Genomic DNA, 11,466 nt, shown 5'->3' on the forward strand with positions numbered 1-11,466 from the left:
AGCGGAATCTCCCATATCGAGGCGATCAGATCTCGGCGAACATGCGCGGCACGTCCTGGCCGATCCGCGCCATCAGGGGCTCGACGTCGAGGACGTGCTCGGGCGCCGCGGCGAGGATGGGCAGTTCGGCGTCGGCGCTCAGCTTGCGCACGCCGCGGCCGGCGTTGAGGCAGTCCACGATCGCCCTGCGGCGCTCGACCACGACGCCCGCCATGAGGGTGTCGCCCAGCCTCGCCGCGCTCCCGGGCAGGGCCGTCGCCGGGCGGAGCGCACCGACATCGCTGCAGGGATACTCGACCCGATCGTACGCGAAGGTCTCCTGCTCGAGCGCCGGGCCGACCCTTGTGTCCGGATCGACCCGGCCGCGTAGTTCGATGCCCACCGGCGCGCCGTCGATGAGGGTTTTCCCGGACAGGATGTCGATGCCGGGCGGGCGCGGACTCCACAGCGCGCTGGGGACACTGACGGTGAGGGGCGCGAGGTCGAGTTCGGCCTGCGCGTCTCCCCGGACGCTGCCATCCGGGTGGAGCGCCTCGAGCGTGAGCTCGATCCGTGAATGAAAGCGCCCCAGGCCCATCGGTTGCACGCCCAGCTGCGGCCAGGTACCACCCCCGCGCGGGTGCAGCTCGCGGCCGTCGAAGCGCAGCTCGGTCGCCGGCACGCTGCTCTGGCAGCGCAGGTGCAGGCGATGCGCCTGCAGCACCGGGCGCCGGGGCGCGCTGCCCGGGGGCGCGGCGGGCGTATCGAGCAGGCCATCCACGACCGCGATGCGGGTGACGTCGGGGTTGCCGAGGAAGCTGTGCGCAAACGAGCGCTCGGGGTCGTCCGACTCCCAGACCATCGGCGGCGGCAGGCTCCTGGGCGGCCCGAAGCCGACCGTGAAGCTGACCACGTAGAGCGAGATACGCACGCTGCCGGCGAGCGGCGGACCATAGAGCGCGATCGCCGCGCCGAGCTCGATCGACAGGCGGATGCGCACGAACCAGATCTTGATGTTCAGCTGCACGCCCAGCGAGACCGCAACCGCGGCCTCGTAGTGGAGCGGCTTCCACTGCATCAGGAAATCCGCGCGCGCGACCAGCCAGGCGCGGATGCCGCCCGAAGCGTAGACGATCGACAGGCTGCCGCCGGCCATGATCGCCGCGGGACACAGGGCGAAGTAGCACTGCCCGCTGATCGTGACCTGACCGATCTGGCAGTTGAACTCGACCCGCTCCGGTCGCGGGTAATGCGCCGGAACCTGGAAGGATGGATGGTAGCCACCCACCGAGACGACGAAATCACCCGCATGCGGGCCCGCGTACCAGGCGAAGAAGGCGAAACCGCCGCGCAGGCGGAAATCGCGTCGCAGCACGAAGGAGTTCTCGGTGAGCCGGCCCTCGACCGCGACCAGGCCGTCGTCGGGCGCGATCACCACACGCAGTTCCATCTCCACGCAGGCCATGGCAGCCTCGCCGCCCGCCTTGCGCGGCAGCTGCAGGCGCGACAGGCCGAGCACGCCGATCTCCAGGCGGTTGCCGAAGGCGACCGACAGCATCGCCACCGACTCCACGATGCCGAAGGAGGTGAAGCGCACGCCGCCGGCGATCCACATGCTGTCGCGCTCGGGGGCGAGCCAGGTGTCCACCAGCGCGCCGATGCGACGCGGATCCGCATCCTTGCCGAGGTAATCCGGCTCGGCCGCGGCGCGCAGCAAGGGGAAGCTGTGCACCTGCTCGATCGGCGGCAGGGTGAGGCGGCGGTGGATGCCGATGCCCAGGCACAGCCCGGTGACGAAGAAGAAGGGCGGACCGCCGATCTCCTTGTGCAAGGCGGCGAAGGCGAAGAAGGAGTGCGCGCCCTCGATGCGCTCGTAGGAGCCTATCGCGCTCACGCTGAGCACCGGCGTGCTCACGCGCAGGCTGCCGTCCAGACGCAGCGTCTCTCCCGGCGCGCGCGTCAACCCGCCGCTGATCGCGATCGCCCCGGTCTCGAGCCCGAGCATCGCGCCCTCGAGCCGGACGCCGAGGCCGTCCATCGCCGCGTGGGGCCCCTTCAGCAACGCCGCGATCGGGCAATCGACGCCGAAGCCGACCAGCTCGAAGGACAGGCCGCCGATGCGCTTCCAGAACGCCTTGCCGCGCGCCGGCAGGGGTGCTTCGGGCGCGGGCGATGCGACTGCGGGGGCGGCTGCGGGGGCAGGCTCGGCGGCCGGGGCCTGTGCGTCGAGGGTATTGCCGGTGTCGTGCCCGAAACCTTCGAGCAGATCGACGCCACCGATGAGCACTCGCCCCGACAGGTTCAGCCCCGCGTGCAGGCTGCGGCCCTCCCCGGCGCGCTCGACGAGGGGCGCGAAGGCGCCCGGCGCGGTCGCCGGCTCGAGGTGCAGCCCGCTGCAGTCCCGGCTCGCATGGAAGACGCCGAGCCGCTCGACCACGATCCCGCCGATCAGCTCCGAGAGGCCCTTGTCACCGATCGGCCGCGGCTCGAGCTCGAGCTCGAAACCCGCCACCAGGCCGCCTTCATCCTCCGCACGCCCGGGGACGGGAAGGAGCTTCGCGACGACGATCCGGGTGTGGCCGACCCCGACGCCCAGGGTGGTGTTCAGCACGACGCAGGGCGTTGCGGTACTGCGATAGGCGAGCTCGACCGCCTCGAAATGGATCGCCGCCAAGGCCCCCCCGCCCAGGGCATCGAGCGCCGCGCCGGGGCCGGCGAAGGCCTCGCCGAGACCGGCGAGCAGGCCGCCCAGGGTGTCGGTCTTCTCGCCGCGCAGTGTCCCCGCGAGGCCCGTCAGCCCGCCACCGGTGAGCGTCCCGCGCAACGCAAGTGGACGGCCGCCTACCCTGAGTTCGAGTTCGAGCTCGACCGTCGTCGGCGTGGCCGGCCCGGCATCCTCCGTCGTGCTCACCCCGCGGCTCCGCGGCAAGGCGGATGGATCGCCCTCATCCGACGGCTGCCGGCGTGTCGGCTGCGCCCGCTCCCTGCTCCCCCCCTTCCTCAGCGGTCGGCGCGGGGGGCGCATTCACGTCCTTGGGGTCCTTCTCTTCGGAAGGAGAGGACGGCAACGCGGACACGGCCTTCCAGTAGGTTTCCAGTTCCTCCTGGCAAGCCTCCGGGCATTTCAACACCCGCAAGGACACGCCCTCGACGTCGAACAGCTTACCCAATTCAGGACTATTGGTCAGCGCCGCGATGAGGCCCCCCTTCTGCTCATCGGAACACTTCAAGGCAATGCTCAGCAGCATCGGTCCGCTATCGCGGTAATAGAAGGCCGCGCAGTCGAGTTCAGCCCTCTCCATCACATTGGACAAGGATTCGGGAACCGTCGCGCCCTGGGTGCCGAGATGGTCCTTGAGATGTTCGAACTTGACCTTCAGTGGATGGGTGAGACAGACCGAAGTCCCCCCGCCTTGCACCGTCCCCGTTTCGCCGGGGTTATCGATGAGCAGGCTGGCCGGATGACCATCCGTCGCCAGATCGATGCTGGCACTGAAGTGCGTCTTGCCGTCCGCGCCGGCATTGGGCGAGAACAAGCCTTCGCCGATGCCGATCGGGGCCCCGGCGGGTGCTGCGGCGACGGGGACTTACGAATCGCTTTGCTTGGGAACGGTCTTGGGCATGAGGAAGACTCCTGTCGGAATGCATGCGATGAGAAAGCCGCAACACGCGCGACGCCCTTGCCACGGAGCATCGGCGCTTTTATTCAGCATAGACGGCCCGACTCGGAGCATCCAGTCGCACTTCTGCGTGCGCTGGACGACGGTGCTTGCTCACGCCTGAAGACTGTATAAAATATCAGCTTCGGAGAAAGGCAAGCATGAACACCGATCAACTCTCCCTGTTTGCAGCACAGGCGTCGTCGGCGTCTCCATCGCTTCCGCAGCGCCGAACGCGCAAGCCACGGGCGGCTCCGCATACGGACGCGGTCATGCCAATGCCGTCCGACGCGCCATCCCTCACCGTCTCCATCGCGCTCGAGCTCCCGCTCGATGCGCCCCATACCGATACCACGCCCACGGCCCTCATGACGAACCCCAGCCTCCCCGACCCCGCCCGGGACGAAGCCCAGGCCCTCTTCACTCCGCCCCAGCCCGGCGTGCCCGCCCTCCGCAGCGACCGTCTGTGGCAGCTCGACGGCTGGACCGCGCGCGTGATCAAGAACGAGGACGACGACGGCTGGGCGGTCGAGATGCTGCAGGACGGCGAGGCCGAGCCGGCGCTGGTGGGCCCATGGACCATGGGGCGCGACAAGAAGAACCCCAAACCGCTCGACCAGTCCGCCTTCAACACCCTGGTCAAGACCGCCGGCGAGGTCCTGCAGCGTCACCGCCAGCAGGCGCACGCGATGCTGCACAAGCGCCTCACGGTGTTCGCGCTCGACGCGCAGTGGGACGTCCGCCTCGACATCACCCCCGACGAGTACGAGCCCTACGCCACGCTGAGCGCCTTCGACGCGCTCGGCGAAGAGGTCGCGCAGGTGCGCGTGCCGCCGGACTTCCGCCTCGGCGTGGCGAGCGCCACCGCCTGGATCACCGGCGGCTTCGCCCGCCCGACACAGGCCACGCGCGGTTTCGAAGGCTGGAGCGAGTAGCCGGGCAAGCGCACCGTACCCGGCTGTTCACTCCCGATGCGGATCGGGCCCGAACCGCCGATCGCGACTTGCATCGCTCCTGCGGGAGTCTCGGCAGGCGTAGTGGTCATGTAGGAGCGACGCAAGTCGCGATCGGCGGTGCGAAAGTCGATGAGCGTCGGCAGGCCCGCAGCGGCTGCGATCGCGACTTGCGTCGCTCCTACGGAAAACCGCTGCGCTTCCGGAGCGGCGACGTGGGCGACACAAGTCGCGATCACGGCGCCCGCGCCCGCCTGGCGCACGCACCAGTGCTGCCCTGGCGCAGCTTCCGACGCCACACCCACGCATACACCGCCAGGTTGACGAGCACGACGAAGCCGGCGAGCGCGAACTGCAGCTCGCGGGTGAGCGCGGCGGGATAGATCAGCGGAAGAAGATAGTGCTCGATGAAGCCGCCCGCATAGCCGGACTGGCCGGCCAGCACGCGCAGGCGATTCTCGAGCGGGGTGAGCGGACACAGGCCGCCGCTCGCTTCGATCCACGCGGCCCAGGCGACCGCGGGCAGATGCAGCCAGGGGGCAAGCCGCCAGCGCAGCGCGAGCAGCCCGCCCAGCACGGCGAAGGCGATGAAGCCCAGGTGAAGCAGCAGCACCGCGTCGGCGGCGAGGCGATAGCCCATGGCGCGACGAGCTCCAGGCCTGGGGATGGAACGGAACGCGGAGGGGAACGCGGAAAGCGGCGCGGAAACGCGACTCGACCGAGGTCGATAACGCGGCGCGCACGGGTCGCCCCCTGCGCGCCGGGGCACATCCTCAGTCGATGATGGTCTGCGCCTCGCCTTCGCGGCGGGTGTCGATGACGCCGATGCGATACACGGTCTCGCCCGCGGCGGCGAGCTTCGCCTCGGCGGCCTCGGCGTCGGCCGCCGACACGATCACCACCATGCCGATGCCGCAGTTGAACACGCGATACATCTCGTCCTGGTTCACCCCACCGGCGAACTGCAGCCAGCGGAACATCTGCGGCAGCGCCCAGGTGTCGCCGTCGATGCGCGCGGTCAGTTCCTCGCGCAGGATGCGCGGCACGTTCTCGGTGATGCCGCCGCCGGTGATGTGGGCCATGCCCTTGACCACGCCGGGCATCGCGCGCATGAGCTCGAGCATGGGCTTGACGTAGATGCGGGTGGGTTCCATGACCACGTCGCGGAAGGGACGGCCGTGGAAGGGCGCCATCATGTCGGTGCCGGCGCGCTCGACGATCTTGCGGATCAGCGAGTAGCCGTTGGAGTGCGCGCCGCTCGAGGCCAAGCCGAGCACCACGTCGCCGGGGACGATCCGGCTGCCATCGATGATGTCGGCCTTCTCGACCACGCCGACCGCGAAGCCGGCGAGGTCGTATTCGCCCTCGGGGTACATGCCGGGCATCTCGGCGGTTTCGCCGCCGATGAGCGCGCAGCCGGCGAGCTCGCAGCCGCGGGCGATGCCCTGGACCACGTCGGCGGCGGTGTCGACGTCGAGCTTGCCGCAGGCGAAGTAGTCGAGGAAGAACAGCGGCTCGGCGCCCTGCACCAGGATGTCGTTCACGCTCATCGCCACCAGGTCCTGGCCGACGGTGTCGTGCTTGTCGAGCTGGAAGGCGAGCTTGAGCTTGGTGCCGACGCCGTCGGTGCCGGACACCAGCACCGGCTCCTTGTACTTCTTCGACAGCTCGAAGAGTGCGCCGAAGCCGCCGATGCCGCCCAGCACCTCGGGGCGCATGGTGCGCTTGGCGAAGGGCTTGATGCGCTCGACAAGCGCGTCGCCGGCTTCGATGTCCACGCCGGCGTCGCGGTAGGAAAGGGAGGGCTGGGGATCCAGCGGTTCGGGATGATGGTCGGCCAAGATCGTTCCTTCGGGCTCGCAGGCTGCCGGGCGTCGCCGCATGCCCGGAGGGACCGAGCTTGAGGCCGCAACGCCAAGTGGCTACATTTACGTGTTCTGCGGGCGGTTTTCGCCCGCGCCAAGCCCGCGATTTTACTTTAAATGAAGCCTCCCCGCGTCGATCGCCTGCAAACCGTCGCCTGGACCGCGACCGGCGCCGCCCTCGTCGCCCTGCTCTGGCTGCTCGGGCCCATCCTCACCCCCTTCGTGGTGGGGGCGGTGTTCGCCTACATCTGCGACCCGGCGGTCAACTGGATGGTCGCGCGCCGCGTGCCGCGGGCACTGGCGGTGCTGCTGGTGATCCTCGCGCTCGGCCTGCTGCTGATCGCGCTCGCGCTGATCCTGGTACCGATGGTCTATCGCGAGGGCGTGCTGCTGGTGCGCCGCCTGCCCGAGCTGGTGCAGATGTTCAACCTCAACGTCGCGCCGCTGCTCGAGGCGCGCCTCGGCGTAGACATCAAGCTCAACGCCGAACAGTTCCAGCAGCTGATCGCCGACAACTGGACGAGCGCGCAGGAACTGGTGCCGGCGGTGCTCGCCCACCTCAAGACCGGGGGCATGGCGGTGCTCGGCTTCCTCGCCAACGTGGTGCTGATTCCGCTGGTGATGTTCTACCTGCTGCAGGAGTGGCCGCGCATCCTCGACGAGCTCGAGCGCATCGTGCCGCGCCCCTGGGTCGACGGCACCAAGCGCGTCCTCGGCGACATCGACTCGGTGATGTCCGAGTTCCTGCGCGGCCAGCTCTCGGTGATGCTGCTGCTGGCGGTGTTCTACAGCGCCGGCCTGTGGCTGGCCGGGCTCAACTTCTGGCTGCCGGTGGGCGTGCTCACCGGCCTGCTGGTCTTCATCCCCTACGTCGGCTTCGGCGGCGGGCTGATCCTCGCCATCGTCGCCGCGCTGCTGCAGGCGCAGGGCTGGCCGCCGCTGGCCGGCGTGGCAATCGTGTATGCGCTCGGTCAGGTCGTCGAGAGCTTCGTGCTCACGCCCTACCTGGTGGGCGAACGCATCGGCCTGCACCCGCTCGCGGTGATCTTCGCGCTGATGGCCTTCGGCCAGCTCTTCGGCTTCGTCGGCGTGCTGGTCGCGCTGCCGGTGAGCGCCGCGCTGCTGGTAGGCCTGCGCGAGGTGCGCGAGGCCTGGCTCGCCAGCCCGGTGTATCTCGGCACGCAGCCGCGGCCGATCATCGCGAGCGAGCGCGAGCGCCCATGAAGCAGCTCGTCCTCGACATCCGCCCCGACGCCCCGCCCACGCTCGAGAACTTCGTCGCCGGCGCCAACGCCGAGCTGGTCGCCACCGTCTCGCTGCTCGCCTCGCCCGCCACCGCCGAACAGCTCCCGGCGCGCCACATCTACCTGTGGGGCGCGCCGGGCAGCGGACGCAGCCACCTGCTGCGCGCCGCGGTCGACGCCGCGCGCGCCGCCGGCCGGCCCGCCCACCTGCTCGCCGCCGCGACCGTCGAGGACCACCTGCCCGAGACGCCGGGCGCACTGCTCGCGATCGACGACGCGGACCAGCTCGGCGCCGCCGCGCAGATCGCGCTCTTCAACGCCTTCAACCGCGCCCGCGCGAACGGCCAGTCGCTGCTGCTGTGCGGCCCGGCCGCCCCGCTCGGCCTGGCGCTGCGCGAGGACCTGCGCACCCGCATCGGCCAGAGCCTGATCTACGAGGTGAAGCCGCTCGACGACGACGCGCGCGCGGAGATCCTCGCCACCCTGGCGGCGCGGCGCGGCCTGCGCCTGGCCGACGAGGTGGTGGATTTTCTGCTGCGCCACGGCCGCCGCGAGCTCTCCAGCCTGCGCGAGGTGCTGGACGCGCTCGACCGCGCCTCGCTCGAGCACAAGCGCCCGATCACCCTGCCGCTGCTGCGCGACATGATCCAGCAAGGGCTGGAAATCTGACCCCGCGGGGCCGCCGTCCGACGCGCGTCACGCCCTCTTCGAATCCTCATCCAACCGATCCATCTTGCGGAGCCCGATCGTGAATCTCGTCCTCTTCGACCTCGACAACACCCTGCTCGCCGGCGACTCCGACTTCGCCTGGGCGCAGTTCCTCATCGGCAAGGGCGTGCTCGACCGCGAGGTGCAGGAAGCGAAGAACATCGCGTTCTACGAACAGTACAAGGCCGGCACGCTCGACATCTTCGAATTCCTCGACTTCCAGCTCGCCCCCCTCGCCCGCCACCCGCGCGCGCAACTCGACGCCTGGCACTGCGAGTTCATGGCGCAGTCGATCCGTCCGATGATCACCGCCAAGGCGCGCACGCTGGTGCGCGAGCACCTCGACAGCGGCGCCCTAGTCGCGGTGGTCACCGCCACCAACGCCTTCGTCACCGGTCCGATCGTGCGCGAGTTCGGCATCCCGCACGTGGTGGCCACCATCCCCGCACAGCAGGACGGTGCCTTCACCGGCAAGCCGCGCGGCATGCCGGCGTTCAAGGCGGGCAAGATCGAGCGCGTCGACGCCTGGCTGGAGTCGCTCGGCCTGCACATGGGCAGCTTCGAACACAGCTGGTTCTACAGCGATTCGCACAACGACCTGCCGCTGATGCAGCGCGTCACCGACCCGGTCGCGGTCGACCCCGACGACACCCTGCGCGCCCATGCCGAGGCCGCCGGCTGGCCGGTGATCTCGCTGCGCTGAACTGGTCGTTGATCTCGCTGCGCTGAAGATTCGCGACTTGCGTCGCTCCTACACCACCCCGCACCCGCCGACGCTCATCGCCTCCCGCACCGCCGATCGCGACTTGCGTCGCTCCCACATCGCGGCTCCGAGTGCGCGACGGTTCGCGTGGGAGCGACGCAAGTCGCGATCGCAGCCGCCCCGAAGACGCACCGGTTTCCCGTGGGAGCAACGCAAGTCGCGATCGCCACCGCCCCGAACACGCACCGGTTTCCCGTAGGAGCGACGCAAGTCGCGATCGCAGCCGCCCCGGAAGCGCGCAGCCTTTCCGCGGGCGGGACGCGAGTCGGGAGTGCCATTTTGCCGAATCCCCACCGCTCCCCTCCGCCTTCGCGCAGCGTACGGACGTTTCGATCGGTTATCATTGCGCGCTTATGCAAGCACGACTCCTTTCCCGATGATCCGCAAGCTGCTGCGCAAGGTTTTCAAGCGCCCGGCCACCCCCGCACGCCACGAACCCGCCCTCATTCCCGTCGAACGCCACGGCATCCGCCGCGAGCAGCTGTCGCCGGCCGCGCGCAAGGTATGCGCGGTGCTGCAGGAGAAGGGCTTCAAGGCCTTCGTCGTCGGCGGCGCGGTGCGCGACCTGCTGATCGGCCACCCGCCCAAGGACTACGACGTCGCCACCAGCGCCACACCCGAGGAGGTGCGCGCCGCCTTCCGCCGTTCGCGCATCATCGGCCGGCGCTTCAAGATCGTGCACGTGATGAGCGGGCCGGAGACCATCGAGGTCTCCACCTTCCGCGCCAGCCAGGACGCCGAGAGCGCCGACACCGACGAGCACGGCCGCGTGCTGCGCGACAACGTCTTCGGCAACCAGCAGGAAGACGCCACCCGGCGAGACTTCACGGTCAACGCGCTGTACTACGATCCCGGCACCGAGACCATCGTCGACTACCACCACGGCGTCGCCGACATCCAGCAGAAGACCCTGCGCATGATCGGCGACCCGCGCACGCGCTACCGCGAGGACCCGGTGCGCATGCTGCGCGCGGTGCGCCTGGCGGCCAAGCTCGGGCTGACCATCGACCCCGCAGCGCGCCAGCCGATCCGCGAGATGGGCCCGCTGCTCGAGAACGTGCCGGCGGCGCGGCTCTTCGACGAGATGCTCAAGCTGCTGTTCTCCGGTCACTCGCTGAAGTGCCTGCAGCAGCTGCGCGCTGAAGGCCTGCACCACGGCCTGCTGCCACTGCTGGACGTGATCCTCGAGCAGCCGATGGGCGAGCGCTTCGTCACCCTGGCACTGGAGAACACCGACGAGCGCGTGCGCGAGGACAAGTCCGTTTCGCCCGGCTTCCTGTTCTCCACCCTGCTCTGGCACGAGGTGCTGAAGACCTGGGACAACAAGAAGGCAGCCGGCGACCATAGCCAGCCTGCACTCTTCGAGGCCATGGACGAGGTGCTCGACGCCCAGGCCGGCAAGCTCGCCATCACCCGCCGCATCGCCGGCGACATCAAGGACATCTGGGCGCTGCAGCCGCGCTTCGACAAGCGTGCCGGCAAGGCGCCCTACCGCGTCATCGAGCAGCCGCGCTACCGCGCCGGCTGGGATTTCCTGCGCCTGCGCGCGCAGGCCGGCGAGATCCCGATGGAGATCGTCGACTGGTGGGACGACTTCGCCCACGCGGGCCCCGACCAGCGCGAGGCCCTGCTGCGCCAGGCGCCGCCCGACGCCGCACCCGCGGCGAAGAAGCGCCGCCGGCGCAAGCGCAAGCCGGCCGGCGAGACCCCCGCGGCGGCGGACGCCGCCGTCGTCGATCCGTCCTGAGCGCTCGAGCTTGGTCCGCGCATACGTCGCCTTCGGCGCCAACCTCGGCGACCCGGCCGCCGCGTTCTTCGAAGCCGTGCAGCGCCTCGATGCGCTGCCCGGCACGCGCGTCGTCGCGCGCTCCTCGCTGTACCGCAGCGCCCCGGTGGGCGTGGCCGGCCAGCCCGACTACCTCAACGCGGTGATCGCGCTCGACACCGCGCTCGCGCCGCGCCCGCTGCTGGAGGCCCTGCTCGCGATCGAGCACGACAGCGGCCGCCGCCGCGACTTCCCGATGGCGCCGCGCACGCTGGACCTCGACCTGCTGCTGTACGGCGACGCGGTGATCGACGAGCCCGGCCTGCAGGTGCCCCACCCGCGCATGCACGAGCGCGCCTTCGCGTTGCTGCCGCTGGCCGAGATCGATCCCGCCGCCAGCATTCCCGGCCGCGGCGCGGTCGCGGCGCTGCTGCCCGCGCTCGCCGGCCAGGCGATCGAACGCGTGCCCACCCCCGCCGACAGCGCCCGCCACCCCTGACCCGCTCGCCACCGACCCGCCCTCCGTCCGC

The 11,466-nt window shown here is 70.2% G+C and carries 10 protein-coding genes; 6 read left to right on the forward strand and 4 right to left on the reverse strand.

What is annotated here, in order from left to right; translation table 11 throughout:
- Positions 1-25 precede the first annotated feature (25 nt).
- Together PO78_RS19415 and PO78_RS19420 are read right to left on the reverse strand one after the other, a co-directional pair.
- On the reverse strand, positions 26-2,890 hold the full coding sequence (locus PO78_RS19415) for a DUF6603 domain-containing protein (RefSeq protein ID WP_043746215.1): 2,865 nt from the start codon (positions 2,888-2,890) through the stop codon (positions 26-28).
- Between the two features lie 34 nt (positions 2,891-2,924).
- Positions 2,925-3,515: a hypothetical protein gene (locus tag PO78_RS19420; protein ID WP_231570771.1), complete on the reverse strand. Its 591-nt coding sequence runs from the start codon at positions 3,513-3,515 to the stop codon at positions 2,925-2,927.
- Between the two features lie 395 nt (positions 3,516-3,910).
- Between PO78_RS19420 and PO78_RS22580 the strand changes: the two genes are divergently transcribed.
- A complete protein-coding gene (locus tag PO78_RS22580) occupies positions 3,911-4,573 on the forward strand; it encodes a hypothetical protein (RefSeq protein WP_012585659.1) in 663 nt (220 codons plus the stop codon).
- A gap of 253 nt (positions 4,574-4,826) precedes the next feature.
- On the opposite strand, the gene PO78_RS19430 is transcribed toward PO78_RS22580, so the two are convergent.
- The gene (locus PO78_RS19430) at positions 4,827-5,231 is read right to left on the reverse strand and encodes a DUF2784 domain-containing protein (RefSeq protein ID WP_043746218.1); all 405 of its coding nucleotides are present in this window, start codon (positions 5,229-5,231) and stop codon (positions 4,827-4,829) included.
- Between the two features lie 133 nt (positions 5,232-5,364).
- Positions 5,365-6,432 carry a phosphoribosylformylglycinamidine cyclo-ligase gene (purM, locus tag PO78_RS19435; protein WP_004322816.1) on the reverse strand — a complete coding sequence of 356 codons (1,068 nt, stop codon included), beginning with the start codon at positions 6,430-6,432 and terminating at the stop codon, positions 5,365-5,367.
- 141 nt (positions 6,433-6,573) lie between these two features.
- Between purM and PO78_RS19440 the strand changes: the two genes are divergently transcribed.
- The 5 genes from PO78_RS19440 (at position 6,574) to folK (ending at position 11,435) form a co-directional block, all read left to right on the forward strand.
- Positions 6,574-7,680 (forward strand): AI-2E family transporter, encoded by a 1,107-nt coding sequence (locus PO78_RS19440; RefSeq protein ID WP_043746221.1) that lies wholly within the window; start codon positions 6,574-6,576, stop codon positions 7,678-7,680.
- Positions 7,677-8,369, forward strand: a complete 693-nt coding sequence (hda, locus tag PO78_RS19445; RefSeq protein WP_043746224.1) for a DnaA regulatory inactivator Hda — start codon at positions 7,677-7,679, stop codon at positions 8,367-8,369. The genes PO78_RS19440 and hda overlap by 4 nt, the downstream gene beginning before the upstream one ends.
- A gap of 79 nt (positions 8,370-8,448) precedes the next feature.
- A complete protein-coding gene (locus PO78_RS19450; RefSeq protein ID WP_004300571.1) occupies positions 8,449-9,111 on the forward strand; it encodes an HAD family hydrolase in 663 nt (220 codons plus the stop codon).
- A 436-nt stretch (positions 9,112-9,547) separates the two neighbouring features.
- Positions 9,548-10,918 carry a polynucleotide adenylyltransferase PcnB gene (gene pcnB / locus PO78_RS19455; RefSeq protein WP_004300569.1) on the forward strand — a complete coding sequence of 457 codons (1,371 nt, stop codon included), beginning with the start codon at positions 9,548-9,550 and terminating at the stop codon, positions 10,916-10,918.
- A 10-nt stretch (positions 10,919-10,928) separates the two neighbouring features.
- Entirely contained in the window at positions 10,929-11,435 is a 507-nt protein-coding gene (gene folK / locus PO78_RS19460; protein WP_004300567.1) for a 2-amino-4-hydroxy-6-hydroxymethyldihydropteridine diphosphokinase, read from the forward strand.
- Positions 11,436-11,466 lie beyond the last annotated feature (31 nt).

This window comes from Thauera sp. SWB20, assembly GCF_000831325.1.
GTDB classification, from domain to species: Bacteria; Pseudomonadota; Gammaproteobacteria; order Burkholderiales; family Rhodocyclaceae; genus Thauera; species Thauera aminoaromatica.

Excerpts from the sequence above, each read along its gene's own strand:
- PO78_RS22580 (WP_012585659.1), top strand. The coding sequence starts at position 3,911 with ATGCCAATGCCGTCCGACGCGCCATCCCTCACCGTCTCCATCGCGCTC.
- PO78_RS19430 (WP_043746218.1), bottom strand. The coding sequence starts at position 5,231 with ATGGGCTATCGCCTCGCCGCCGACGCGGTGCTGCTGCTTCACCTGGGC.
- PO78_RS19440 (WP_043746221.1), top strand. The coding sequence starts at position 6,574 with ATGAAGCCTCCCCGCGTCGATCGCCTGCAAACCGTCGCCTGGACCGCG.
- hda (WP_043746224.1), top strand. The coding sequence starts at position 7,677 with ATGAAGCAGCTCGTCCTCGACATCCGCCCCGACGCCCCGCCCACGCTC.
- pcnB (WP_004300569.1), top strand. The coding sequence starts at position 9,548 with ATGATCCGCAAGCTGCTGCGCAAGGTTTTCAAGCGCCCGGCCACCCCC.